Annotated in this window: 20 protein-coding genes; 8 read left to right on the plus strand and 12 right to left on the minus strand. The window is 52.5% G+C overall.

What is annotated here, in order from left to right:
* The first annotated feature begins 83 nt into the window (after nt 1–83).
* Nucleotides 84–563, plus strand: coding sequence for an Hsp20 family protein (locus BS29_RS13085; protein ID WP_229954082.1), 480 nt, complete (start codon nt 84–86; stop codon nt 561–563).
* A gap of 169 nt (nt 564–732) precedes the next feature.
* Here BS29_RS13085 and BS29_RS13090 read toward each other — a convergent pair whose 3' ends face one another.
* The 3 genes from BS29_RS13090 to secG form a co-directional block, all read right to left on the minus strand.
* Nucleotides 733–1,419 carry a Crp/Fnr family transcriptional regulator gene (locus BS29_RS13090; RefSeq protein ID WP_229954083.1) on the minus strand — a complete coding sequence of 229 codons (687 nt, stop codon included), beginning with the start codon at nt 1,417–1,419 and terminating at the stop codon, nt 733–735.
* 106 nt (nt 1,420–1,525) lie between these two features.
* Nucleotides 1,526–3,157, minus strand: a complete 1,632-nt coding sequence (locus tag BS29_RS13095) for a CTP synthase (RefSeq protein WP_229954084.1) — start codon at nt 3,155–3,157, stop codon at nt 1,526–1,528.
* A gap of 124 nt (nt 3,158–3,281) precedes the next feature.
* The gene (gene secG / locus BS29_RS13100) at nt 3,282–3,689 is read right to left on the minus strand and encodes a preprotein translocase subunit SecG (protein ID WP_229954085.1); all 408 of its coding nucleotides are present in this window, start codon (nt 3,687–3,689) and stop codon (nt 3,282–3,284) included.
* A 579-nt stretch (nt 3,690–4,268) separates the two neighbouring features.
* Here secG and BS29_RS13105 point away from each other — a divergent pair.
* The gene (locus tag BS29_RS13105) at nt 4,269–6,368 is read left to right on the plus strand and encodes a M13 family metallopeptidase (protein WP_229954086.1); all 2,100 of its coding nucleotides are present in this window, start codon (nt 4,269–4,271) and stop codon (nt 6,366–6,368) included.
* A gap of 134 nt (nt 6,369–6,502) precedes the next feature.
* Here BS29_RS13105 and BS29_RS13110 read toward each other — a convergent pair whose 3' ends face one another.
* Nucleotides 6,503–6,718: a DUF2805 domain-containing protein gene (locus BS29_RS13110; protein ID WP_229954087.1), complete on the minus strand. Its 216-nt coding sequence runs from the start codon at nt 6,716–6,718 to the stop codon at nt 6,503–6,505.
* Nucleotides 6,718–7,464, minus strand: a complete 747-nt coding sequence (tpiA, locus tag BS29_RS13115) for a triose-phosphate isomerase (protein WP_229954088.1) — start codon at nt 7,462–7,464, stop codon at nt 6,718–6,720. The genes BS29_RS13110 and tpiA overlap by 1 nt, the downstream gene beginning before the upstream one ends.
* Before the next feature lie 179 nt (nt 7,465–7,643).
* On the opposite strand from tpiA, the gene BS29_RS13120 reads away from it, so the two are divergent.
* Together BS29_RS13120 and trpE are read left to right on the plus strand one after the other, a co-directional pair.
* Nucleotides 7,644–9,587 (plus strand): peptidylprolyl isomerase, encoded by a 1,944-nt coding sequence (locus BS29_RS13120; protein ID WP_229954089.1) that lies wholly within the window; start codon nt 7,644–7,646, stop codon nt 9,585–9,587.
* A 29-nt stretch (nt 9,588–9,616) separates the two neighbouring features.
* Entirely contained in the window at nt 9,617–11,137 is a 1,521-nt protein-coding gene (gene trpE / locus BS29_RS13125; RefSeq protein WP_229956871.1) for an anthranilate synthase component I, read from the plus strand.
* A gap of 48 nt (nt 11,138–11,185) precedes the next feature.
* Here trpE and BS29_RS13130 read toward each other — a convergent pair whose 3' ends face one another.
* The 3 genes from BS29_RS13130 to BS29_RS13140 form a co-directional block, all read right to left on the minus strand.
* Nucleotides 11,186–14,779, minus strand: coding sequence for an ABC transporter permease/M1 family aminopeptidase (locus BS29_RS13130; protein WP_229954090.1), 3,594 nt, complete (start codon nt 14,777–14,779; stop codon nt 11,186–11,188).
* 13 nt (nt 14,780–14,792) lie between these two features.
* Nucleotides 14,793–15,731 (minus strand): ABC transporter ATP-binding protein, encoded by a 939-nt coding sequence (locus BS29_RS13135; protein WP_229954091.1) that lies wholly within the window; start codon nt 15,729–15,731, stop codon nt 14,793–14,795.
* 439 nt (nt 15,732–16,170) lie between these two features.
* The gene (locus BS29_RS13140; RefSeq protein ID WP_229954092.1) at nt 16,171–16,746 is read right to left on the minus strand and encodes a hypothetical protein; all 576 of its coding nucleotides are present in this window, start codon (nt 16,744–16,746) and stop codon (nt 16,171–16,173) included.
* 216 nt (nt 16,747–16,962) lie between these two features.
* On the opposite strand from BS29_RS13140, the gene BS29_RS13145 reads away from it, so the two are divergent.
* Nucleotides 16,963–17,625 (plus strand): SOS response-associated peptidase, encoded by a 663-nt coding sequence (locus BS29_RS13145; protein WP_229954093.1) that lies wholly within the window; start codon nt 16,963–16,965, stop codon nt 17,623–17,625.
* A 639-nt stretch (nt 17,626–18,264) separates the two neighbouring features.
* Here BS29_RS13145 and BS29_RS13150 read toward each other — a convergent pair.
* The 4 genes from BS29_RS13150 to BS29_RS13165 all read right to left on the minus strand — a co-directional run bounded on the left by BS29_RS13150 (nt 18,265) and on the right by BS29_RS13165 (nt 23,988).
* A complete protein-coding gene (locus BS29_RS13150) occupies nt 18,265–19,140 on the minus strand; it encodes a formylglycine-generating enzyme family protein (protein WP_229954094.1) in 876 nt (291 codons plus the stop codon).
* A gap of 79 nt (nt 19,141–19,219) precedes the next feature.
* Nucleotides 19,220–22,030, minus strand: a complete 2,811-nt coding sequence (polA, locus tag BS29_RS13155) for a DNA polymerase I (RefSeq protein ID WP_229954095.1) — start codon at nt 22,028–22,030, stop codon at nt 19,220–19,222.
* Nucleotides 22,031–22,123: 93 nt separating this feature from the next.
* Nucleotides 22,124–22,915, minus strand: coding sequence for a GGDEF domain-containing protein (locus BS29_RS13160; protein WP_229954096.1), 792 nt, complete (start codon nt 22,913–22,915; stop codon nt 22,124–22,126).
* A gap of 146 nt (nt 22,916–23,061) precedes the next feature.
* Nucleotides 23,062–23,988 (minus strand): LysR family transcriptional regulator, encoded by a 927-nt coding sequence (locus BS29_RS13165; protein ID WP_229954097.1) that lies wholly within the window; start codon nt 23,986–23,988, stop codon nt 23,062–23,064.
* A 168-nt stretch (nt 23,989–24,156) separates the two neighbouring features.
* Here BS29_RS13165 and BS29_RS13170 point away from each other — a divergent pair, with 168 nt between their 5' ends.
* The 3 genes from BS29_RS13170 (at nt 24,157) to BS29_RS13180 (ending at nt 25,961) form a co-directional block, all read left to right on the plus strand.
* A complete protein-coding gene (locus BS29_RS13170; protein WP_229954098.1) occupies nt 24,157–24,573 on the plus strand; it encodes an MAPEG family protein in 417 nt (138 codons plus the stop codon).
* 38 nt (nt 24,574–24,611) lie between these two features.
* Entirely contained in the window at nt 24,612–25,127 is a 516-nt protein-coding gene (locus BS29_RS13175) for a DUF1993 family protein (RefSeq protein ID WP_229954099.1), read from the plus strand.
* Nucleotides 25,128–25,322: 195 nt separating this feature from the next.
* Nucleotides 25,323–25,961: a PEPxxWA-CTERM sorting domain-containing protein gene (locus BS29_RS13180; RefSeq protein ID WP_229954100.1), complete on the plus strand. Its 639-nt coding sequence runs from the start codon at nt 25,323–25,325 to the stop codon at nt 25,959–25,961.
* The last annotated feature ends 124 nt before the right edge of the window (nt 25,962–26,085 follow it).

Raw genomic sequence — 26,085 nt, forward strand, 5'->3', positions numbered from 1 at the left:
GAGACGCCTTTCTTGGGTTTCGCATCACAAAACCGGACGCCGCAAGGGTCCAACATTTTAATTGCTCAACTGAGGATAAAGATATGAACCGTTTTGATTTTACCCCCTATCGCCGCTCAACTGTTGGTTTTGACCGGCTTTTTGATTTGCTCGAGAATAATAGCCGAGCACAGCAATCTGAAAATTATCCCCCTTTTAACATCGAACGCAGCGGCGAAGACCATTACCGGATCACACTGGCCGTCGCTGGTTTTAAAGATGATGAAATAGAAATTACGGCACAGCAAAATTTACTGCTCGTGGCCGGTAACAAAGGCTCTGATGAAAATGAGGGAAAGCAGTTCCTCCATATGGGAATAGCGAATCGCAATTTTGAACGACGCTTTGAGCTTGCTGATTTCGTCCGCGTAGACAATGCGGCATTGAGCGATGGTCTGCTTGTCATCGATTTGGTGCGCGAAATTCCCGATGCGATGAAGCCTCAGAAAATCGCTATCAACGCTGGCGACAATGTCACACAGATCGACCATAAATCTGACAAATCGAGTGACAAAGCCGCTTAAGCGCCGATCATTCGAGTAACGGAAGGCAGCCAATTCGCTTTGGCTGCCTTTTTTGATTCTCAGCTTTGGAGAAAAAATGGGGCAGCCAGATGAGGATCCGACTGCCCCTGACACCCGCGTGGTGTCACTCTTGACGAAATTAGCCCGGGTCGCAAATGGCCAACTTCATTCAAGAATCCGCATTGGCAATATTGGAAAGGACAGCGTGATTCAAAATCCGTACTTTCCCACTTTCAACCGAAACAATGCCATCTTCTGACCAGGTTGAAAGTTGCCTGTTAATATGTTCCCGCGACATCCCGGCAAAGTTGCCAAGCTCGCTTTGACTCAAATCCAGCTTTAATCGCCCCTCTTCTGCGCCGACGACAGATAGTCTCAAAAGATAGCGCGCTAGCCTGGGCCCAGATGTATAGGCCCTGTCTCCCTCAATCATGGTATTTGCCGTTCTAATGCGGTTTGCCATGACCTTAAGTAGCCGTAATGCCATATTTTTGTGCTTTTTCAAAATTTCTTCGAAAGCAGCACGTGTAATCGTCAAAGCTGTGGTCGGCTCAATCGCCGTCACACTGGCCGTTCGCTCACCACCATCAAGCAGCGCAATCTCGCCCAAAACCTGGCCTGGCTCGGCATAATCCAGAACAATTTCATGGCCATTGCTGGCGATCAAACTGGTTCGCGCATTGCCCGATAATAATATCAGTAATGAGTCGCCAGGATCGCCCTGCATGATCAAATCATCCCCTTTGTCATATTGCACGAAATGTCCGCGCAATATCAAATCTGCCAATTCGGCTTCGTCACAATCCGAGAACAGACTGTGCTCGGCCAATATGCCTGCAAGTTCTTCGGCTTTCACTAAACTCGTCCCATCCCCAATCGCTTGCATCGGTTAACTGATTGATAACCAGTTTTCATTGCTTGGATGTGACAATAGTCACTTGGTGTAAAAAGGATTGGATAAATTAGACAAGTCGGCTTTGTTTTACCGCTGCAGCGATAAACGAAGCAAAAAGTGGATGCGGATCAAAGGGTTTGCTCTTGAGCTCCGGATGATATTGTACGCCAACAAACCAGCTATGGTCAGGGCGCTCGACAATCTCCGGCAACTCACCATCTGGCGACATTCCAGAGAATATCAGCCCGGTCTTCTCAAGCCGTTCCACATAGCCCTTGTTGACCTCATAGCGGTGGCGATGGCGTTCGCTGATCGTGTCGGAACCATAGATTTCGCTGACTTTCGAGCCTTGCTGCAAACGCGCTTCGTAAGCGCCAAGTCGCATGGTTCCGCCTAGATCACCACCCGACTCGCGCTTTTGCAGGCCTTCCTCAGTCATCCACTCGGTGATTAAACCAACAATAGGTTCGGCTGTTTCACCAAATTCAGTGGTCGAGGCAGCATCGATTCCCGCCAAATTGCGCGCCGCTTCAACACATGCCATTTGCATACCCAGACAGATGCCAAAAAACGGAACATCATGTTCTCGTGCGAATCGCACGGATCCGATCTTGCCTTCACTTCCCCGCTCGCCAAAGCCGCCAGGAACGAGAATCGCATGCAGCGGTTCGAGATTCGCCGCCAAATCGCTTTCATCCTCAAAAAGCTCAGCATCCAGCCAGCGCACCTGTACTTTCACCCGATTTGCGAGGCCGCCATGGAAAAGTGCTTCTTGCAGCGACTTATAAGCATCCTGCAAACCAACATATTTTCCGACAACCCCAACAATCACCTCTCCTTCAGGATTATCAATCCGCTCCATCACATCCGTCCATCGCGACAGATCGGGATCCGGGGCGTTGATAATTCCGAAAGCGTTCAGGACTTCGCTATCAAGGCCCTGCTCATGATATTGTAGCGGCACGTTATAAATGCTGCTCGCGTCCAGAGCGGGGATCACGGCCTCTTTCCGAACATTACAGAATTGCGCGATTTTGGCGCGTTCTCCATCCGGCAAATCATGTTCGCAGCGACAGAGTAATATATCGGGTTGAATTCCCAAAGACGTCAGTTCCCTCACGCTGTGCTGAGTCGGTTTTGTCTTCAGCTCGCCAGCAGCCGCAATATAGGGCACCAGCGTCACATGTACGGAGATCGCATTGGCGCGGCCAACTTTGTTTCGCAGCTGCCGAATCGCCTCGATAAATGGCAGGCTTTCGATATCGCCGACCGTCCCACCAATTTCGCAAAGCACAAAGTCAATGCCATCGAGTTGGTCTTGCGCAAATTCCTGTATCGCGTCCGTCACATGGGGAATCACCTGAACTGTAGCACCGAGATAGTCACCACGGCGTTCCTTGTTGATGATCGACTGATATATCCGCCCTGACGTAACATTGTCCGACTGAAGGGAAGGAACACCGGTAAATCGCTCATAATGGCCCAAGTCCAGATCTGTCTCTGCGCCGTCGTCCGTCACATAGACTTCACCATGCTGGTAAGGAGACATCGTCCCGGGATCGACATTCAAATATGGGTCCAGTTTGCGGATCCGTACCGAATATCCACGAGCTTGCAGAAGCGCGCCGAGGCTCGCTGCCATGAGACCTTTGCCAAGTGAGGAAACCACACCGCCGGTAATAAAAATATATCGCGCCATGGGAGGAAAGGCTTAAGGCTAGTCGAACCGAATTGGCAAGCGTGCGAATCCGAAAAAGCGAAATTTATTTTCAATCGGTACCAAATTTTACGCGCAATTGCGCATAGCCATCGAAAAGGATGGATTATTGATCGAGCGGAACCGCACTATCCGTTGCAGCTGGCGCTTCATCTTCCGCGCCTTCGGCTTGCGCCGCAGCGGCCGCCAACGGATCATCACCGACCAATGGAACAGCATCAGCAGGCGCAGCGGGCGCCGCAGGAATGCTGGTATCACGCTCTAGTGATTGATCAATTGTAGAAGGCTGGCCTTCGGAGGCCGCCAAAAAGGCCAGCGAAATCGACAATGCCACAAACAGCACCGCCAGTACCGTCGTCGTCCGGGTGAGCAGATCAGCCGCGCCGCGCGCCGACATCATACCTGATGGGCTGCCACCTACACCAAGGCCGCCGCCTTCTGACCGCTGCATCAATATAACGCCGACAAGAGCGGCTGCGACAATCGCTTGAACAACGGTGAGAAACAGAAACATATCTAAATCCGAACATAATCGATTAATAATGAGCAGCGCACATAGCGATTGGTCAGTACAAGTTCAAGCGGTGATGCAACGCGCGCTTCCCGCTCCCAATCAGAAAAATGGCTGGCGAAACGCCGCTTCAAATATCCATTTTGACAGATGCCACCGATCACGAACCGAAAGCCGGCCTTGTGCGATATTCTCGGATTGATAATTCTGGGCGAAGTTCACAAAGTGCACAGTGTCTATGGGTGATCCGTTCCGCAGCTTGATCAATCCAAAGTTCACACAATTCACACTGCCTCTTTTGAACCACATATCCAGTTATAACTGTTATTTTATATATATTTATGAAGCTTTCCTCACCATCTTACTCACGTCTTTCAAAGAATAAAGCTGAAGATAATATATAGGCTACAAAGTCATCTGTAGGAAAGCGCATTTCAATCGCCTTTTATCATTGACTACAGATGTAGTTTGTCGATAGCTAATCAAGGTTCATCGAGCAGTACCATTGCGATACTTTACAACCTTGTCGCGATTGGTATCTGGCGAAACCAGTATTTGTATCCCGTTGCAAAGGCTTCCTTCATGAAAATCTTCCCCGCTCTTTTTCTTTCCTCTGCCCTCATTGCACTGCCGCAATCCCATATCGCGCTGGCATCTTCGTCATCAAATGGCGTTGAACGGGTATCGAGCGAAAAAGACCATCCCAAAACGTCCTTTGGGGCTTGGGGCATAGGCCTGGACAATATCGATCACTCTACAAAAGCTGGTGATGATTTTTTCCGTCATATGAACGGTCGATGGCTGGATAAGACCGAACCACCCGCTGGCCGCGCCAGATGGAGCGCGTTTAACGCACTCGCAGCCGATACCAATGCATTTACACAAAGCATAATTGATGACGCCATTTCTGCATCAGCGCCCGACAATACGCCGCTCCAACGGATTGGCGATCTTTACCGTGCATTTACTGACCGGACCAGTATCGACAACAAAGGCCTTACCCCCATCCAGACGGATCTTGACGCTATACAATCCGCCACGAGCCATGAAGATATTGCTCGCTGGATGGCGGACCCACGCGCCCATTCTATCTCCAGCGTCATAGCCTGGCTCAATCCAGAAAACCCGTCCCAGCATATCATATATCTTGATCAGATTTCGTTCAGCCAGGGCATGCTCGGCTTGCCGACCAAAACGCACTATATCAGCGAAGACGCGCCCTATCCGGCAAACCGAGCCGCTTATGTCGATCATATTGAGAATATGTTCAAAATTGCCGGATTTGAACAAGCACGCAATCGGGCCGAAGCGGTCATGGCGCTCGAAACAGATCTGGCGGAACGCAGCTGGGATCAGGAGAAGCTGCGCCAGCGCACCGCGAATATCAACGTCATGCCGCGATCCGAGCTGGAGAGCTTTGCGCCGGGCTTTCCCTGGACAGTTTTCCTGACCGCCCGCGGCGTGAATGATACGCCGACCATCAACCTCGGCACCGACACTGCCATTCAAGCGTCCGCAAAACTGTTTCGGCAAATACCCGTGGAAACATGGCGCGATTATCTCAGCTATCACTGGATCAAGACCCACAAGGACTTGCTTCCCACGGCGGTGACAGAGGAATGGTTCTCCTTCTATGCGACCACCTTACGGGGCGTCAAATCGCCCTCCCCGCTTGAAAAAAGAGCGGTACGCTATGCCAATCGGCAACTCGGGCAGCAGATTGGACAAATATATGCAGAGCGCCATTTCCCCGAAAGCTACCGCGCACAAATGGAAGAATTGGTCGGCTATCTGCGATCGGCCTTTGTTGACAAGCTTGGCGAGGCAAGCTGGATGGATGAACCCACCCGGCGCGAGGCTCTGGCCAAGATTTCCAAAATGGAACTAGCCGTCGGCTATCCTGGGAAATGGAATGACCGCGTTGGCCTCGTCATCCGTGCTGATGATCCGGTTGGCAATTACAAACGGATATTGGATCAGAATTGGCAGCAAGAGCGCGCGCTGCTCGGCGGCCCCTATCCAGCGGGAAAATGGTGGATGAATGCGCAAACAGTCGATGCATCGTTCAGCCCGCAACTGAACCGCATCACCTTTCCTGCCGGAATCTTGCAACCGCCGTTTTTCAATCCTGATGCCGATCCCGCTGTCAATTTCGGCGCGATTGGAGCGATTATTGGCCATGAAATGGGTCATGGCTTTGATGATCAAGGATCCGGTTTTGATGCCAAAGGACAGGCCCGCGACTGGTGGAGCGAAAATACGCGCGCAGAATATGCAAAACGAGTCAAAGCTTTGTCCGACCAATATAGTGCGTTCGAGCCGCTGCCTGATACACCGATCAATGGTGCACAAACGGTGGGCGAGAATATGGGAGACCTGATTGGCGTATCTATCGCCCTGCGCGCCTATGAGATTTTTGCCAAGAAGCAGGCGCTGTCGCTAGATGAAAAACGCGATGGTTATACCGGTTATCAGCGCTTTTTCATGGGATGGGCCCAGGCACATCGGGCGGTTTACAGCGAAAAGGGACTGCGCGAAGAACTCGTCCGCAGCTTTCACTCACCCCATCCCTACCGGGTTAATGGCGTCGTGCGGAATATGGACAGCTGGTATAAAGCCTTCAATGTCGGCCCGGAACACAAGCTCTATCTGGCACCCAAAAATCGTATCCGGTTCTGGTGACGCAGCGGAGATTGCCAAAATCGGCTCCTGCCCCAGCGGATTGAAAGCATCCGGCAAATATTGCGTAAAATAAATATCTCTTAACGATCCCGCATGGTTGTTCGTGCGGGATCGTTTTCTCTTGTGCGGTCAGTCTATTTATAAATTGCCCGGCGATCCCCAAAATCTCGAACGCGTTTGCGCCACGCCCGATAACTGCCGGTTTTCAGGTTCGATCGCATAATCGCCTTCACTTCATCAGGGCTCACCCCATGAAGCGTGCGGATGGTATCAAAGGGCACATGGTCACTCAGCGCCATTTCGATGATTTCGCTTATGATATCTTGGGGCAGATCCGGCGTTTTGACCATTAACTTGCGGCAGCAGCCTCGATAATCGGTCCAAATTTCTCTGCTGTCAGGCTAGCACCGCCAACCAGGCCGCCATCGACATTGGGAACCGCCAACAATTCGGCAGCATTGCCGCCGTTCATTGAACCGCCATATAGGATACGAACGGCATCGGCGCCGTCGCCCATGAGTTCACCCAGTTTTTGGCGAATGGCAGCGTGCATCTCTTCAACATCAGCCGCTTCAGGCACCCGGCCAGTGCCGATTGCCCAAACGGGCTCATAAGCAATGGTGAGCCATTTCGCGTCCGCCCCATTAGGAAAAGACCCTTGGAGTTGACCGCAAACTACATCGACCGCCTGACCGGCATCGCGCTCTTCTTCCGTTTCCCCGACACAAATGATCGCGCCCAATCCGTTAGCATGCACCGCTTCTGCTTTGGCTTTAACATCGGCGTCGGTTTCGTGCTGGTCAGCGCGGCGTTCACTATGGCCGAGGATTGAGAAACTTGCCCCGGCCTGTTTGATCATCGCGGCCGAAACGCAGCCCGTATGCGCACCTTTTTCGTTGAAATGGCAGTCCTGCGCACCAATTGAAAAAGCGGCGTTTTGAGAGACTGCAGAAGCTATCAGCGTAACCGGCGGACAGATGGCGGCATCAACTGACGGATGGTTCGCTGCGATCGAAGCAATATCAGCAATGTCTGACAATTGATCATTCAGGCCGTTCATCTTCCAGTTGCCGACAATATATTTGCGATTTGCCATTTTCACTCCGCCCGTTGTTAATGTTTTACGCTCCGCTAACAAATTCCGACACGCCTGCCAAACGGCTTTCGGAAAAAAGCCTTTTGACCGGCTTCCTGCGCCCTTTTGCTTGAACGAAAAACACAAGCCGCCTAAAGCATCGGAAAACCTATTTGCCCTAACAGAATTGCAATATTCTCATGATTACATTTTTCCGCAATATCTTCGCCTCCAAAATTGGCCTGTTTCTTACAATGTGCTTTGTCGCACTGATCGCGATTGCCTTCGCTTCTGCCGATGTGACCGGGTCTGGCGCCTTTGGCGGTGTGACCGGGTCTGGAACGGCGGCACAGGTTGGCGATTCCAAATTATCGACCTCTGAGCTCAGTCAATCGGTCAACAATGCCTTTCGTGCAGAACAGCGGGAAAATACCGGACTGGATCTCAGAACCTATATCGAAGGCGGTGGGTTTGATGGCATATTGGACCGGCTAATCAATAGTTTTTCGATTGCGGCATTTGGTAATAAATATGGCATGACGGCGGGCAAACGGCTGGTTGATGGTGAAATTGCCAGCATACCGTCTTTCCAAGGAGCGGACGGGCAGTTTAGCGAAGAAAATTTCCGCCGCGCACTGCAACAGCAAGGCATCAAAGAACAGCAATTGCGTGATGATTTTACCCGCAACTTGCTGGCTGATCAGCTGCTGCCAGTTGCTGGATTTGGTGCGGCCGTGCCGCAAAATCTGGTAACGCCCTATGCATCCCTGTTGCTTGAAGCGCGTCAGGGCCAAATCGCCATCGTACCTTCTGCTGCCTTCATCGAAAACACGACACCTGCGGACACGGCGCTAGCGGCTTTTTATAGCAAAAATGCCTCCCGCTATACCATCCCGGAGCGGCGAACCATCAGCTATGCCCTGTTCTCTAAAGAGCGGTTCAACGACAAAGTGCAACCGACTGAGCAAGAAATTCAGGGTCAGTTTAATCTCGACAAAGCAAAATATGCGGCGAGCGAAACCCGCAATATCGATCAGGTCATCCTGCCCACACAAGCGGCAGCGCAGGCCCTTGCAGACAAGATCTCAGGAGGAGACTCCATCGCCGCTGCCGCACAATCTGTCGGACTTTCGGTGGCGGAAGTTGGATCGGTCAACAAATCGGCCCTGGCTGGAACGGCCTCGCAAGCTGTCGCAGATGCTGTCTTTTCCGCATCATCAGGCGGCGTTTCTGCGCCAGCGCAAAGCGCGCTCGGCTGGCATATAGCCAAGATCAATGAGGTTACCAAAGTTCCAGCCCAGACGCTGGATCAGGTTCGAGCAACGATCGTTGCCGAACTGACGCGCGAAAAAATTGACGAGGCAATGGCTACTCTGACCGTGTCGATGGAGGATGAATTTGCAGGCGGATCTTCATTCGAAGATGTTGCCAATGCAGAGGAACTCAAGATTGAGTCCACGCCTGCCTTGCTGGCCAATGGGCAAAATCCGGAAGATCAGAATTATCGCCCCATACCCGAAATGCAGCGGATTCTTCCCGTCGCCTTTTCGCTGGAGGAGGATTCCGATCCGCAAGTTGTGGAGATTATTCCCGGACAGCAATATGCGATCCTGGACGTGACCAACATAACGGAAGCCGCTCCGCCTCCGCTCAACAAGATCAAACCCATCGTCACACGGGACTATCTACTTGATGAAGGCTCCAAAAAGGCAAAGACCATCGCCGATCAGATTGCCAAGGAAGTGGGCAGCGGCACTGCCCTTTCCAAAGCGGTCGCCAATGCAAAAGTAAGCCTGCCCAATATCGAGAATGTGAACAGTACACGGGCTGATCTTGCCAGACAGAGCCAGCAAGGACAGGTACCACCGCCTTTGACGCTGATGTTCAGCATGGCCGAGAATACCGCAAAAACGCTGAAAGCACCACAAGATCAAGGTTGGTTTGTCGTCAATCTCAACAAAATTAATCGCGGCGATGCCTCTGAACGTACAGATTTGCTGAACGCCACGCGGGGACAATTCAAACAGGTATTCGGCAACGAATATACCGAACAATTTATCAACGCGATGAAACAGGATGTCGGTGTTGAACGGAATGAAGATGCTCTCGCGGCCCTGAAAAACCAACTGACAGGCCGCAACTAAATGTCTGTCATTTGTCTGCCTTTCGACTGATGCCGGAAAGCTTTGGCATTGAAGCTGCCCAAAAAGCGTTGGCATCAGGCAAGCCCGCGCTGGTCTGGCGCAAGCAGGTCGCGGATACCGACACTCCGGTTTCTGCAGCGCTCAAGCTCATGGAAGCAGAACGTGGCGATTTTCTGCTCGAATCCGTGGAAGGCGGAGAAACCCGCGGACGGCATAGCCTGATCGGCCTTGCCCCTGATCTTGTGTTTCGCGCCGATGGCGAGAAGGCCGAGATCAATCCGCACTGGCTGACCGATCGCGAAGCTTTTGAACCGGAAGCGGCCAATAGTCTTGATGCACTACGCACGCTGGTCACACGTTGTCAGATGGATGTTCCAGAGGGGTTGCCGCGAGCACTGGCCTGTCTGGTCGGCTATTTCGGCTATGAAACGATCGGATTGGTTGAAAAGCTGCCACGAGCAGCACAATCCGAATTGGATTTGCCGGACATGCTGTTCGTTCGTCCCACCATCATCGTAATCTTTGATCGCTTAGCGGACGAGATGTTCCTCGTTGCTCCGGTTTGGCCTGAAACCTCTGGCGATGCGGACAGCAAGATAGCGCGCGCAGAAGAACGGCTGGATGAAGTCGAGCGACAAATTGCCGCGCCCGTCCCGACAGCAAATGTCGAGCAGGATATTGGCAGTCCTGACGATCTTGCATTCCAACCGAAGCTGGCGCCCGATCAATATGAAAATATGGTGCTCAGCGCCAAGGACTATATCCAGTCGGGCGATATTTTTCAGGTCGTATTGGCACAGCGATTCACGGCGCCTTTTGCTTTGCCGCCAGTGGAGCTTTATCGTGCGCTCCGGCGGATTAACCCGTCCCCTTTCCTGTTTTTTCTGGACCTGCCAGGCTTTGCCTTGATCGGATCCAGTCCCGAAATATTGGTGCGTGCCCGCGACGGAGAGGTTACCATTCGTCCCATTGCCGGAACCCGCCCACGCGGAGCCAATGCGGCAGAAGATAAAGCCAATCGTACGAGCTTGCTTGCTGACCCCAAGGAACGTGCCGAGCATCTGATGCTGTTGGACCTCGGCCGCAATGATGTTGGCCGGGTCAGCGCCGCCAATAGTGTGGAAGTGACCGACAGCTATACGGTCGAGTTTTACAGCCACGTCATGCATATTGTTTCCAACGTCGTCGGCCAATTGGCGCCGGACAAGGATGCACTTGATGCTTTGTTTGCCGGCTTCCCCGCCGGAACAGTGAGCGGCGCGCCAAAGGTCCGTGCCTGTGAAATCATCGCTGAACTGGAGCCTGAAACCCGCGGTGCCTATGCGGGCGGTGTCGGATATTTTTCACCCGATGGCAGCATGGACAGCTGCATCGTTTTGCGCACCGGTATTGTCAAAGACGGCATGCTCCATGTGCAAGCTGGCGCGGGGATCGTGGCGGATAGCGATCCAGCCTATGAACAGCGAGAATGCGAGGCGAAATCCGGCGCGTTGCTAGCCGCAGCAAAAGAGGCGGTACGACGCGCGCAGGACATTGGCTTCGGGCAATAGCGCTTTTCGTATCGACGATTTCGGATAACTATGGTGCTTGGTAGCGCCTTAAGATTCCGAAACCGCGATCACATTGTCATCGCCATTGCGATCAATATATTTGTTGTAGGGATCGATACCCACAAATTCCGGTTTTTTGGATGACATTATTTTGATGACCTGTTTCCCGGATTCTATCAGCTTGCGCTCCATGGAAATCACGTCTTCCTTACCAAATGCCCCCAGACCAGGTCGTGCTGTGAACAGACCTACCTCGATCTCGTCAGACAGCTTAGCCTTTGTTTCCTTGCCTTGGCCGTCGGCATAATATTTCTCGGCAGAAATGGTCAGGGTCGTTTCGTACCTGCCATCGCCCAGCTTACGCATGGTCGCCTCATCGACTTTCATATCGTAAATGGTGATTTTTTCGAGCAGATCACTGATCAATTGACGTTCCGCTTCATTGCGAGCGAGCGACTTGAAGCCATCCACCAGGTCATAGGAATTGGCATAAGGCTGGCTCTTGAAGCGATAACGATCGAGCAGGTTTGCCAACATGACATTGACCCGGTCTTCGCCCAGCCGATCCTGCAGCAGATACATCACCACCGCGCCTTTGCGATAATGGATATAGCCCTGGTTCTCGACCCGGTTAAGCGGCAGTTCTTCAATCGCCTCACTGCCACGTGCGCTTAGGTAGCGGTCCAGCTCATATTTCAGGAAGCGGCGAATTTTATCCTCGCCATATATTTCTTTCATCACCATCAATGCGGAATATTGCGCCATGGTTTCGACCAGCATGGTGCCACCCTGTTGATCGGCACTGATCAGCTGATGCGCCCAATATTGATGGCCAAATTCATGCGCCGTCACGTAGGTCACATAATCGATCTCATCAGGATCGCTATTATCGGCGATAAAACCGATCCTCTCAGAAAACGGTATGGTGCCGGCAAAAGCCTGAGCAAAGGTTTGATAGCCTGGGAACTCGATAATCCGTGCATAATCAAACTGATAAGGTCCGAAATTTCTCTTGAAATAGGCCAGTGATGTTTCGGTCGCATCCAGCATTGTATCGACATTATAATCATGTGTCGGATGATAGTAGACCGCCATATCCACGCCATCTGCCGTCCGCTTCTTCACGGCATATTCGGCGGACTGGATAGAGAAGAAAGACAGAATCGGATTTTCCGAAACGAACCGTGCGATGCGCCGGTCCCCTTTCACCTCATCCGAAACCTTGCTGCCTGGCGCAACCGGTGTCTGTTCCTTGCTCGTACTGACTGTAATGTCCGACATCACCCAGTCGGCGTTACCGACATAGTTTTTCTCGCGCGCAGAATCATCTTCCAGCTTCGGCAGACGCAGTTCAGACGGCAGATCATATTCCCTCCGGGTTTGCCGATCCGACAACAGGCCGCTGCGGTTCATTCCCAACTGTGGGGCGAACTCGCTATTGTTGAGGAACGTACCGTTCTTGACCAGACGGGTATCATTACCGCTGGCTTTGAAACCACGCTGTGATCGTGACGATTTAAAACGGATTGTCCGCTGCTCGTCTGTCGCCATTGGTGTATCGAGACGATATATCCGGTATTTCAGCGCCTCGTCATTCATTTCCAGCGTCGCGTTCGGAATTTCAACCGCTTCGATCTTCACATTAGGGTCGGGAAAGCGGACATGCAGCACCTCGACCGGAGCGCCAGTGTCGTTGACTATCCCGATCGAACCCGCTGCCTTCATGATCCGCTCTTGCGGATAGATGTCGACGTTCAGTTTGAAATCCGTGAATGATGGCTGTTTCAGCGTTTCATATTTGAGATATTTTTTCTCATAATCCGCTAGCTGCTTTTCTTGATCATCCTGCGTGACATATTGATTTTTCACGTTCGTGTTTTGGAAGATATAAGCGCCGCTGGCCGCTGCAGTGACAGCTGCCCCCGCGATGATCAATCCGGCTACGCTTTTCATGCGGCCTGGTAATTGACGCAAGCGCGGCATCAGGCTGGTCTCCGTGCCACGGCGCCACAACAAATGGGCCAAGGTCACCAATATGATGGCAAAAGCACCCCAATAAAGACGTAACCACCATCCGACAGCACCATTTACCTCATTGCCATTGAGGTCAGAGAATAGAGGTGTCGGCGCCGCATCCCCATAGAGATAGAGCGGATGTTCAAAACCAATATTTGCCATGGTTATCGAGGCCACCAGATAGATGACCATGATGCCCCAACCAATATATTTGTTCGGGCTCAACGCCTGAACAAATACAGCCAGAACAGCCAGAATGATCATGTCGACACCCCATGGCAGCAGGTACCAAAGGAAATACTGGTCCAAAGCAATGTCGGTGAAACCGCGCACCAACTGGATCAGAACCGCCGCAACCACGGAAATGAGCAAAGTGGCAAAAAGGACGAGAGACACGGCAATCGTTTTGGGCACCATATAGGCCCAGTTGGGCAAAGGCGTAGAATCGATAATCTCGTGCATCTTCCGATCACGATCGCGCCACACCAGCTCTCCCGCATAGTAGATGGCGATGATGACGGGGATAATCCCAAAGGAACCCATCAGGGTCAGCAACAGCGTAAAGGTAAGTGGCCGAGCAGGCGTGCCGTAAATCTCATTGCCGAAAGCCAGAGCGCCGCTGGCATTGAACAATCCGATCAAAACCAACACGATGAAGGCCGGGCTTTTGAAAACCTGGGTCATTTCAAAACTGGTTCGCGATACCAGGCGGCTCCAGGCCGTGCCATTTTCGCTGGTCGCTGGCAGATTATCAACCGTCTGCGGTGCAACAGATGCGAGCTTCGCAGCTTTCTTCGCTTGTTGTTTTGCCTTGCGCGCTGAAACACCGCGGTCGGCGAAACTGAACCAGCGATAGGCAAGTGCAAGCGCACAGAAAGAGACACCGATCCAGATCAATCGGTTCCAGACAATTGCCCCCTCAATCGCAGGCAATAGATTATTGGATTCAGATGCGGTCCAATAGCGAATGACATTGTTAAGCGTCGCAAAACCGAACGGGTCAGCATAGCCGGTAAATTCGCGCAGCTCGGGCATATTATCCGTGCTGACATTGAACACAATATAGAGAACGAGCAGCACGATAACGCCCAAATAACTGTACATCATCGATCGCGTAAGTGTCGCCACCGCAAAGAATATGCAGGACGTCAGGAATATACCTGGCAGCGCCATCAGGAAATAGGCATAGGCATAATAATACAGCCGGTTTGCCCCCAATGTTTCTTGGTCAAGCCAGGGCATGAGCGACCCGAGCCAGATGGCAAATGGCACCGTCAAAAATGCGATCGCCGCCGCCATAAAAGCCCCGGTAAAGCGGCCAAATAGATAATCAAACTTCTTCACACGGGTTGAACGAACCATTGGTCCGAAGCCGCTTTCATCATCCCGGACAATCACATTGGCGACAAAGGCCGTAGTCACGAACATGAAAAATAATGTCAGGATCAGGTGAATTTGAACAATCGCAACCGGGCTATTGGCATTCACATTACCACCACTGCCGATCGAAATACCATCGACGGTCATCGCCCCGAAAGTGAGCAAGAAAAATAATATGGAAACGACCCAGAAAACCGGATTTCTAAACTGATAGCGAAGCTCAAAAGCAGCAATTTTTGCGAACATATAGTCTCTCCGCTTAAGCTGCTTGGGAAGAATTGGTGGCGCCTCTGCGGGTCGCAGCGAGGGTTGAGAAATAGACATCCTCCAACCCTCCCTCGACGGCAGCAAATCCATCACCGGGATTATTTGTCTCTAATATGTGGATGATTGTGGAACCAGCGAACAAACGGGTTGAGATAACCTCATATTTCGCTCGATATTCCTCCAGTTCCTCCCGTTTTATCGTCTTCGACCAGATTGTGCCTTTGGTCTTGCCGATCAGGTCCAGCGGCGCTCCTTCGAGCTGAATACGGCCATTGGCAATGACCGCCATATTGGGGCAAAGATCAGCAACATCTTCGACAATATGAGTCGACAGGATGATGACAACATTCTCGCCAATTTCAGCGAGCAGATTGAGAAACCGGTTACGTTCTTCGGGATCAAGGCCAGCTGTCGGCTCATCTACGATGATCAGCTCTGGGTTTCCGATCAGCGCCTGCGCAATACCGAACCGTTGACGCATACCGCCAGAAAAACCGGCTATCGCTTTCTTGCGTACGTCCCATAAATTGGTCTGATTGAGCAGAGTTTCGACGGTCGCCTTGCGATCGGCCTTTGATGCAATGCCTTTCAAAACCGTCATATGCTCCAGCATGTCATAAGCGGAAACGCGAGGGTATACGCCGAAATCCTGCGGCAAATAACCCAGCCGCTCACGCAGGTTCTCAGGGTTTTTCAGAATATCTGTATCGCCAAAATGGATCTCTCCGGCTGTCGGTGTTTGCAAGGTTGCAACCGTCCGCATCAAGGTGGATTTGCCCGCGCCATTCGGACCCAGCAACCCAAACATACCCTTGGGTATGGATAGCGTGACATTGTCCAGCGCCTTCGTTCCATTGGGGTATATATGAGTAACTTCTCGCAAATTTAGCATCACTGTCTCCACAAATTCATTGAGGTGATATATGTGCATAATACACCAATGGCAATAGCCTGTAACAAAGATGATTGCTTTTTCTGGAGCAACAGCCCCTTATTTCTATCTTCGCGGAAATTTCGCAGCCTGCCGTTATTCCAGAAAAAAGGCCGACTGATGTTGCCACCAGCCGGCCTGTTCACTTTCGGAACCGGGATCGCTCCGAGGCAATATGGAGTGACCGTTGGATTTGAATTTTAAGGGGCGTTACTCGCGTCCCTTCGCCTCCCAAAGGCATCCTCTTAAGAACCCTGTTTCTGCAGGGTTCTTTTTTGTCGACCGCCACTCACGACATTCCGACAGCCTATATTGGATCACCGGACACCCATCGACAATTGCGACCAGGTGTCCGGTAACGGCCAAAATGATGTTTACTGCTCGTTGAATATCAGGCGTAGATTATCGCAGGTTTGCGCAGCCTTTTAACGACATCACCCTATTGGGTAACAGTGATGTCCTTCTCCACGAAAGCGTTGACCAGCTGACCGGGGACCATCACCGCTGAACGTCCGGTAATGATGCCGGAAACCAACAATGCAGCGGCGGTATTGCCGCGTCCTTCCTGACGATGTTTGCCCCGCAAAGAATATTCCGTGCCGTCGACCGTCACTGTATCGAAGGTGATTTCAAATTTTGCCGATTTACCAAAAATGCCTTTGCCGGTGCGCCAGGATACTGTCCCGACGACAGGAGAATTAAGCGGAATAACAGTGACGCCGTCACTCACAACGGCTTCGGCGACCCGAAAATTGCGCTCAGTGCCCTCTTTCATTTTTTTGGATGTAATTTCCTCTGTCGGGGTCACAACAACGATGGTGTCCGCAGGCACGGTGACTGTTTTGGCGACCGGTACAGCCGCTGCCTCCGTTGCTGCTTCTGCTGTTGCTTCCGCCGCTGCTCCAGCCGATTCTTCGACTGCAGTTTCAACAACTTCTGCCTGTTCTGCCTGCGCGGCAACGCCGCTGGAAATCGCGATGGACGACGCCGCGACGATACTTAGAACCCGTTTCATAATTCCCCCCGTTACTTACCTAATAAATGGTGTGGGAAAGATAGCGGGGCTTGCAAATTACACAATAGTGTAAAGTCAATTTCGCGAAACGATTAGCGGGCTAATCCGGCGCCCCGATCGGGCAGATCATCGCCGCCATCTTCTATCGCCATTTTCTGTTGGCCGAAAATGTCAAATGTCGTTATGTCTCTTGCACAAATGTGTCGGGGGGCATCTATGTGTGGGCGCAAATATGCGAGCGAGGAACTCACGTGGGCTGAATATCGTGAAATGCTCAACATCATTCAGCCGACATCCAATTTGCAGCCCAATTACAACATCGCTCCAACCCATGTCATGCCCGTCTGCATCTGGGAAAGCGGTCGCGCGGCTTTGAAACCCATGCAATGGGGCCTGATCCCGACCTGGGCCAAAGATGCCAAGCGATCATATGCCATGACCAATGCGAGATCCGAAACATTGGAAGAAAAACCATCTTTCAAAAACCTTCTGAAATCCTGCCGCTGTGCGGTGCTGGTCTCTGGCTTTTACGAGTGGCGACGCGATGGCAAGCACAAGCAAGCCCACAAGGTGGAACGCGGCGATGGCAAGCCGATGATCCTGGCCGGGCTTTGGGCCGATAATCCGGTGCTGGAAAGCACGACCTACACGGTCATAACCACCGACGCGACACCGGCTTTCGCCCCAATCCACAATCGCCTGCCAGCGATCCTGGAACCTGAACAGGTGCACAGCTGGCTCACCGACCAGTGGAGCGAAGCGGGCGCGATGCTGAAACCCTATGCCGGCGCTATTGACGCGATACCGGTGTCTAATGATGTCGGGAATGTCAGGAATAACTATCCGGAGCTTCTAAGGCCGATGGTGGCGATGGATTAGGGGGCTGTTTCCCACGCCCGCGCGGGAGGCTCTGCATTCCACTGGGTCCTGCGTCCGGCCACGCAACCGATGCGCACTCTCCCGGCTCATGCCAACAAAGGCAGCCGCCGCCTTCACCGACCCACAGCGGGCCAAGGCTTCGAGAAACCGGCCCTGTTTTTCGGGTGTCCAGCGCGGGGTTGGCGTATTGAGCGTTTCGGTGGCGGGTGTTCGGGGATAGTTGGGTCATCATGCATTCTCACATTGGTTATAGATGACCCATGATATAACCTATATGGTACGTTGTAGGAAAGCGGGGAATTGAAGGCCCGTTGTGACGACTAGGTCCGCTTATCCCGAAAGCGGACATTAGAAAGGGCCATGCCTAGTTACAAGCTGGGGAATTCTTAGCAGCGCTGTCCGTACACACCTTGTCCTTTGGGATTGGCATCATGCTCAATTCGGGCGGGAAAAAAATCAACTTTATTCCAATCAAGCCGACGATAGCGAGCATTACTAGTAAAGCAATTTTGATGAATTGTTTCAATTCACAATCTCCACAACAAACCACGTGCGTCACGACTAGCAAAGTCCGCTACATCCCGAAAGCGGACGCTAGGAAAATAGCCGATGGACATCTCTCTACGCTTCTTATTTTGACTAGCGGCGATCCTCATAAGCCACGAGACGAAGCGCTGCTGTCGTCGATAGCTTCCCGTCGAAATCCGCTATCGCTCCGCCAGTTCTTTTGATCCCGATCTTCTCAATTTGATCGAGATGACTGCCTCCATAAAGAGGATATGCCAATCTCCCTCTCATGGACTTCATCTCGACGCCTAGTTTGTCCTTAAAAAGTTGAAATGCGTCGAAGGAATCTTTGGTAATCTCTGCATGATGGCCAATTATATCGTACAATCCAAAATTGTTGGGTGGGAACAATCCAACTGGGCCACCCGAATGCTCAGGCCAGTTTTTTTGGGTTGAGCCAAAACCGTATGCGAAACCGAAACTTGAATGGCTTCTTGTTTCATAAACCATCGCTTTTTCTGGATCAGGGTCATCTCCCCATGGATATTTCCCAACAGATTCTGCACGAGCAAACCACTCCCATTCATCGTTCGTGGGCAAATCAACTTTTAAGCCGGCATGCGTTGCAACCCAATCGGCATAGCAACGCATCTGATGGATATTCAAGCTTACAACGGTCCATCTAATATCCAGCTGTTTGATCGTTATTGGGTCTGCCTCAAGGGAATAAGTCAGATTTCCAGGCATCGTACATTTGCCTTGCGAGACAGATTTTAAGTAGTCTGTCCAAGTAAGCTCATATTTTGCAACGTATTTTATACGCCGTAACCCTTCCGGTGCCTGTGGCACACGAACAAAAACAGGGCATTCCTTGCAAAACTTTCGTTCCCCACCAACCGCAGTTAAGCCTTCCATTTCTATGATGCCAACTTGCTTCGTTTCAGCAGCGCAAAAACTTGAAATCGTCAGTCCTAAGATGGCAAGAAGGATATGTTTCAAAAAACTCATAACACACGGTTTAAACATTCAATCCTGAATTTGTCATCAGATAACTAGTGTCCTCTTCCGTACCCAAACCAAACACCACCTAATGCGCTTCATCCCAACTCTTGCCGGTTCCGATATCGACATCCAGCGGCACCGATAGTTTCAAGGCTGGCTCTGCCGCGCCGGACATGACCGTGCGGATCACATCGGACGCCGCCGCGACGTCGCTTTCGGGCAGTTCGAAGACCAGTTCGTCGTGGACCTGCATCAGCATCTTGACCGCTGGCAAGTCTGCCTCGGCCAGCGCGGGGAGCATGCGGGCCATGGCGCGTTTGATGATGTCGGCGCTGGTGCCCTGAATCGGGGCGTTGATCGCGGCGCGTTCGCTGCCCTGGCGTTCGGCCTGGTTGGCGGATTTCAGACGCTCGAACCATGTTTTGCGGCCGAACAGCGTTTCCGTATAACCGCATTCCCGCGCCGCTTGCAGGGTTTCGGAAATATAGCGGTTGATGCCGGGGAAGCGTTCGAAATAGGTGTCGATCATCGCCTGCGCTTCATCCGCGTCGACCTCCAGCCGCTTGGCGAGGCCCCAGCGCGAGATGCCATAGAGGATCGCGAAGTTGATCGTCTTGGCGCGGGCGCGGGTGTCGCGGTCGACCGTGCCGAACAATTCCTGCGCCGTGCGGTTATGAATATCCTCACCCGCCGCGAACGCCTCTTTCAGGGTTTCGACATCGGCAATATGCGCGGCGAGGCGCAGTTCGATCTGGCTATAGTCGGCGGCCAGGATGACATTGCCCGGTGCCGCGACGAAGGCTTGCCGGATTTGCCGGCCGATTTCGGTGCGGATCGGGATATTCTGCAGATTCGGTTCGGTCGATGACAGCCGCCCGGTCTGCGCGCCGCTGAGGCTATAGGACGTATGCACGCGGCCGGTCTTGGCGTTAATCTGTTCCTGCAGCGCATCGGTATAGGTGGATTTGAGCTTCGACAATTGCCGCCAGTCGACGACCTTTTGCGCAATCGGTTCGCCATCACCCGCCAGCCGTTCCAGCACCGTGACATCGGTGGAATATTGGCCGCTCTTCCCTTTCTTACCGCCTTTCAGGCCGAGTTTGCCGAACAGGATTTCGCCCAGTTGCTTGGGGCTGCCAATGGCAAAGGGCTCGCCCGCCAGCTCGTGAATTTCTTTCTCAAGGCTTTCCATATTTTCGGCAAAACTCTGCGACAGCCGCGCCAGTTCTTCGCGGTCAACCAGGACGCCGGTTTCTTCCATCTTGGCGATGACCGGGACCAGCGGACGGTCGACCATCTGGTAGACGCGCGTCGCCTGTTCCGGCGCCATGCGCAGACGCAATAGCTCCCACAGGCGCAGGGTGACATCGGCGTCCTCGGCGGCATATTCCGTGGCCTTGTCGAGCGGGACTTCGGCGAAGGTGATCGCTTTCTTGCCCGTGCCGGTCAGCGATTTGAAGCTGATACACTCATGGCAGAGATGCAGCTTGCTGAGTTCGTCCATCCCGTGCCCATGCAGGCCCGCGTCAAGGTTGAAGCTCATGACGAGCGTGTCGTCAAACGGGGTTATCTGAATGTCATGCTGGGCGAGCACGGTCATGTCATATTTCAGGTTTTGCCCAACCTTCAGCACCGCGCCGTCTTCCAGCAACGGTTTCAGCCGCGCCAGCGCCTCGTCAGTCGCAATCTGCTTGGGCGATTCCGCAAACATATCGCCGCTGCCATGGCCGAGCGGGATGTAGCAGGCCTCGTTTGGCCCGGTCGCTATGCAGACACCCACAACCCGCGCCGTGACGCTTTCCAGACTGTCCGTCTCGACATCAACCGCCATCACGCCCTTGGTGCGCGCGCGATCAATCCATTGATCGAGCGTATCGATATCCTGCACACATTGATAGGCGCTGCGATCAATTGCCGGCGCTTCCACCGGTTTGGCCGCGGCGGGCGGCGCGCTATTGCCAATGCCGCCATCGACATCGGGATTTTGCGGCTCGGCCTGACCACCGCCGAGCTTCTTCAGCAGCGAGTTAAACCCGTGATGGGTCAGAAATTCACGTAACGGCCCATCGGGAATATCCTGCAGCAGGAAACTTTCCAGCGTATCGGGCAAGGGGCAATCTTCTTTCAGTGTGACCAGCACCCGCGACAGACGCGCCTGTTCGATATTCTCGAGAATATTTTCCTTCATCTTGGACTTTTTCATGTCCGGCGCGGCGGCGAGCACCGCTTCGATATCGCCATATTCGTTGATCAGCTTGGACGCGGTTTTCGGACCAATGCCGGGAACGCCGGGAATATTATCCGCGCTGTCGCCCATCAGGCCGAGCACATCGCCTAGCTTTTCCGGACCGACGCCGAATTTTTCCTCCACCGTCGCCTTGCCCATGCGGACATTTTTCATCGTGTCCAGCATATCAACGCGGCTGTCATCGGACGGTTCGATCAGCTGCATCAAATCCTTGTCGGACGAAACAATCGTGACCTTCCAGCCTTCGGCGACCGCTGCCTTGGTATAGCTGGCGATCATGTCGTCGGCCTCGACATTTTCTTCCTCAATCAACGGCAGCGAAAAGGCGCGGGTCGCATCGCGGATCATCGGGAATTGCGGGCGCAAATCCTCGGGCGGCTCGGGACGATGGGCCTTATATTCGCTGTAGAGTTCGTTGCGAAAGCTATGCGATGACTTGTCGAGCACGACCGCCATATGGGTCGGGCCATCGGCCTTGTGCAGTTCATCCGCCAGCTTCCACAACATGGTCGTATAACCATAGACCGCGCCCACGGGCTCGCCATGAATATTGGTGAGCGGCGGCAGGCGATGATAGGCCCGGAAAATATAGGCTGAACCATCAACCAGATAGAGATGTTTTTGTTTGCTGGAATCACTGTCTGTCATGGTGACAAGCACTAGCAGCGGCATCACTGTCCGTCATGGCTAAATTGTTGCAGCCAGCAGCCAGTCAGATTTCAGAGATAGCGCGCCTCTGGATCAGGCACGAATAGGGGTAAGATTGTGAACATTGCCCGCTTCATAAAAGGGTCGCGGCTTTTCACGCATACCGGGTTTGTAAAGAACGCACTGGTTGCGACCACGCCGCTTTGCCTCAAACAACGCGCTGTCGGCATTGCGCATCGGAAAGGCGCGTTCTTCATGCCGCGAAACACCAGTCAAGCCGATACTCACCGTGATCCGATGCGGTATGCCTTCATGCGGTTCAAACAATGTATTTTCAATTTCATGACGGATCATCTCACCGATAATTTCACCTTCGGCCGCACAGGTATCGGGCAACAATACACCGAATTCCTCACCGCCAATGCGTCCAACCAGATCATCCTTGCGTAATATCCGTTTAAACACGGCAGCCAGCAAAACCAACGCTTTGTCCCCTACTGGATGCCCATAGCCGTCATTGATGTTTTTAAAGTGGTCAGCATCAACGATCATCAGAATATTATCCTGATATTTCATCCGCCGTTGGTCAAAAAGCTCGATAAAATGCTCACGATTGGCAAGACCGGTCAGACCATCAAAGCTCGCGCGATGTTGCAGATCCTTGTTCACGCGCTGCAACTCTTCCTGCGTCTCTTGAAGCCTGTCCGCCATATCAATTAATTCTTTGCGCTGCTTGGTCACATAAAGATTGGCCGGAATACAGATGACCCAGGGTACGATGAAAGCCAATGTCATGACATTCCAGAAATTATCATCGACTCCAAAAACCGTCAGGTAGATGATCCCGGTTACAGCAAAGGCCATTAGGACCTCCGTAGCTGACATTATACCTGCCTGTCGTGCCGGCGATAATTTCAAGATCGTTTCGAGCATGCCCACGATGGTAAAGCCAATAAATTGCAAGGCTGTGCAATTTTATAGTTAAGACGCCATCAAAAAGACCATTTTTTTCAGTGATATGCTTCGAATTTTCAGTTAACCAATGGAGATTGGTTTACCTTATCCTGTAACTCTCCTTTCAGCATGGCCTGGTTGTCGCGCAGCACCTCTTCGGCAAAATCCATAAATGCTCGGACCCGGGCCGTGCGGCGCAGATCTTCATGGGTCAATATCCAGATATCGCGGGACGGAGTTGGGTCCCGCTTCGTCGCCCGGACCAGATCAGGCATGGCGTCACCGGCAATACAGGGGATCATCACCAGTCCCATGGCCGCGCGGGCCATTTCAATCTGAAGACCAATGCTGGCAAAATTCCCCCAGACCGGAACACGCGCAAATTCGGTTTCCTGCGTCCAATCGGGAAAGCGGCTTTCGCGGTCGGTCCAGCCCAACCAGCGCGCTTGCTCTGGATGGTTCACAAAATCATGACGGGCCAGATAGTCGGGATGGGCATAGACGGACGTCGTATAAGCAAATAGTCTCTTTCCAACGAGCGTATCGGGCGGATTATTATCCATGCGAATGGCGATATCCGCCTCACGCCGTGCCACATCCAGCAAATCATAGCTGGTCAATATTTCCAGTTCCAAGCCGGGATAAGCATCGCAAAATTCCGGCAGTCGCGATGCGAACATCGTCGTGGCAAACGGCTCTGCCATAGTTACCCGGAGCTTCCCACTCAATTCATTATCCCGCCCGGCAATATGGCGTTCGACCTTCACCAGATCGTCCGCGAAAGTACCAGCGGCCTGCGCCAGGTCTTCACCAGCAGAGGTTGGAAAATATCCTTCCGGTCGCCGTTCAAACAGAGTCACACCCAGTGCCTTCTCAAGATGATCAATTCGGCGACTGACCGTACTATGATGGACGTTGAGAGATTTGGCCGCCGCCCGCACGGTGCCGCCATTCATCACTTCCCGAAATGTCTTGATATCTTCCCAGTCCATATTCTGGTCCATGGCATCCCTCATCAACGCTGTCATCGCCTGTGCTGCCCAATGCTAACGTAAGTACAAGTAAAAAGCATGGCTCAATTTTGCACCATTGATGTGCGTATACTCTCTTAGACTTTGCTTTTTTTAGCCGGTAACACATGCACAGATAATAGGACAATTGGGAGAAACCGAATGACTGTACCGATTATTTCCGCTTATGCTGGCGCCCTGCTGATCATCCTCCAGGGCGTGCTGATGGTCCTGACCGGACTGCACCGTGTCAAGGCCGGGATCAATCTGGGCGTCGGTGATGATCCAGTCATGGAGCGGAAAATCAGGCGGCATGGCAATTTGGCGGAAAATGCCGGCCTGTTTGTTGCGGTTCTCGCCATAGCCGAAATGACGATCGTCCCGTCGTCGGCCATCATGATCATTGCCAGTGCCTTTGTAATCGCGCGCTTTTCCCATGCCATCGCACTGTCGACCGAGGCTGGCTCGCATGGCGCAGAAGGCGGCAAGATATTCGTCCTCGCGCGGGTAATCGGCGCCTTTGGCACATTGATTTGCTTTCTTGCGCTCGGCGGAATTCTTCTATTCAACCTTATGTAACAAGCCCCGACCAACAACCTCACCATCAAGGATCGATAATGACCGTAGCGCTTTCCCATATCTTCAAATCCTCCACCGCTCAGGCTTTTCGCGGACTGACCAACATATTGGAAAAGGCCAAGGCCCATGCCGAAGCCACCGAAACCGCTGAAGAAGCTTTTATGGAAAACCGTTTGTTCCCCGACATGCACGAGATGAAATGGCAAGTGCAGATGATCACCGAATTTGCGGTGCGCGGCGCCGCGCGGATGACCGGCGTGGCGACCGACGATCTGCCGAACCTGCCGATGGAAGGTGATACGTTCGATGCCCTGATCGCCCGTATTGCCGAATGCGGAGCGACCGTTGCCAAGGCCGATGATGCAGCGATCGATGGCAATGCAGAGATGCAAATCTCCATGCCGATCGGCCCGGATCAGACCATGGAAATAGATGGCCAAAGCTATGTCCTGAGCTTCTTCCTCCCCAACCTGTTTTTCCATGTCACGACGGCTTACAATCTGTTGCGCATGCAGGGCGTGGCCGTGGGTAAGAAAGACTATATGGGGATATGAGACCGTAGAAGCTTTTATCCTGATTTAAAAAAGGCTTACATGACGTTTCCATCATCAGCGAGGTAGGCCAAACCCAAGACCAAAAATTTGCACATACCTGTGAATTATGTTAACGAAAAATTAGGGTTCGCATAACTCGGGATTTTCTTTGTCCCCACTGGTTTAATATCCAGTGTCTTGAATAGGGTAGTCTTCATGAAAAGATATCTACTAGCTGGTAGCGCTTTTGCGCTATTATCAGCCGTTCCGGCGCAAGCCGCAGAGGTCATTTTCACCGACCGGACGGCGTTTAACGCGGCTGCCGGAGCAGGCCTGACTTTCGAAAGTTTTGAAACGGCACAGTCCGGCGCAACGGTAAATTATCCCGGCTTTTCCGTCACGGAATCAGGCGGCGCCAATTTTATTACCCATACCTCAATCAACAGCTTCTTCACTTCTGCAACATCTGATGGAGCCAATTCCATTTGGTTCGATGACAATGGCAACAGTTTGGCAACGTTCGTTTTCGACGCACCGATAACCGCGTTCGGATTTGACGTCGCGGCAGCTGCGGCTGGCACCATGACCTTTTCAGGCGGTGCTGCCGGATCTTTTGCTCTTGGCGCAGATACTCCAACATTCTTTGGTGTAATTTCAGATACCGCATTTACAACATTGCAGTTCGATATGTCTGGCGGACCTGAAGTCGGCTTTGATGCGCTCTCATTCGGCATCGCAAATGCTGGCGCGGTTCCAGAGCCAGCAACATGGGCCTTCATGATCTTTGGCTTTGGCGCCATCGGTGGCGCCATGCGTCGTCAGCGCAAAGCCAATGTGAAAGTCAGCTACGCTTAAGCGACTTTCGACAGCAAAATTTTAAAAACCCCGTTGGTACCGATCCAGCGGGGTTTTTTGTGTTCAGCGCAATATTGGCTGGCCAAGCATGTCCGCCTATGCTCGAACGCATCAGCAAGTGAGG

It is taken from the genome of Parasphingorhabdus litoris DSM 22379 (genome assembly GCF_020906275.1).
Taxonomy (GTDB): domain Bacteria; phylum Pseudomonadota; class Alphaproteobacteria; order Sphingomonadales; family Sphingomonadaceae; genus Parasphingorhabdus; species Parasphingorhabdus litoris.

Bases quoted from the DNA above. Each gene is read 5' to 3' on its own strand.
- BS29_RS13085 (WP_229954082.1), top strand. From the start codon at position 84: ATGAACCGTTTTGATTTTACCCCCTATCGCCGCTCAACTGTTGGTTTT.
- BS29_RS13095 (WP_229954084.1), bottom strand. From the start codon at position 3,157: ATGGCGCGATATATTTTTATTACCGGCGGTGTGGTTTCCTCACTTGGC.
- secG (WP_229954085.1), bottom strand. From the start codon at position 3,689: ATGTTTCTGTTTCTCACCGTTGTTCAAGCGATTGTCGCAGCCGCTCTT.
- BS29_RS13105 (WP_229954086.1), top strand. From the start codon at position 4,269: ATGAAAATCTTCCCCGCTCTTTTTCTTTCCTCTGCCCTCATTGCACTG.
- BS29_RS13110 (WP_229954087.1), bottom strand. From the start codon at position 6,718: ATGGTCAAAACGCCGGATCTGCCCCAAGATATCATAAGCGAAATCATC.
- tpiA (WP_229954088.1), bottom strand. From the start codon at position 7,464: ATGGCAAATCGCAAATATATTGTCGGCAACTGGAAGATGAACGGCCTG.
- BS29_RS13120 (WP_229954089.1), top strand. From the start codon at position 7,644: ATGATTACATTTTTCCGCAATATCTTCGCCTCCAAAATTGGCCTGTTT.
- trpE (WP_229956871.1), top strand. From the start codon at position 9,617: ATGCCGGAAAGCTTTGGCATTGAAGCTGCCCAAAAAGCGTTGGCATCA.
- BS29_RS13130 (WP_229954090.1), bottom strand. From the start codon at position 14,779: ATGTTCGCAAAAATTGCTGCTTTTGAGCTTCGCTATCAGTTTAGAAAT.
- BS29_RS13135 (WP_229954091.1), bottom strand. From the start codon at position 15,731: ATGCACATATATCACCTCAATGAATTTGTGGAGACAGTGATGCTAAAT.
- BS29_RS13140 (WP_229954092.1), bottom strand. From the start codon at position 16,746: ATGAAACGGGTTCTAAGTATCGTCGCGGCGTCGTCCATCGCGATTTCC.
- BS29_RS13145 (WP_229954093.1), top strand. From the start codon at position 16,963: ATGTGTGGGCGCAAATATGCGAGCGAGGAACTCACGTGGGCTGAATAT.
- BS29_RS13150 (WP_229954094.1), bottom strand. From the start codon at position 19,140: ATGAGTTTTTTGAAACATATCCTTCTTGCCATCTTAGGACTGACGATT.
- polA (WP_229954095.1), bottom strand. From the start codon at position 22,030: ATGACAGACAGTGATTCCAGCAAACAAAAACATCTCTATCTGGTTGAT.
- BS29_RS13160 (WP_229954096.1), bottom strand. From the start codon at position 22,915: ATGTCAGCTACGGAGGTCCTAATGGCCTTTGCTGTAACCGGGATCATC.
- BS29_RS13165 (WP_229954097.1), bottom strand. From the start codon at position 23,988: ATGGACCAGAATATGGACTGGGAAGATATCAAGACATTTCGGGAAGTG.
- BS29_RS13170 (WP_229954098.1), top strand. From the start codon at position 24,157: ATGACTGTACCGATTATTTCCGCTTATGCTGGCGCCCTGCTGATCATC.
- BS29_RS13175 (WP_229954099.1), top strand. From the start codon at position 24,612: ATGACCGTAGCGCTTTCCCATATCTTCAAATCCTCCACCGCTCAGGCT.
- BS29_RS13180 (WP_229954100.1), top strand. From the start codon at position 25,323: ATGAAAAGATATCTACTAGCTGGTAGCGCTTTTGCGCTATTATCAGCC.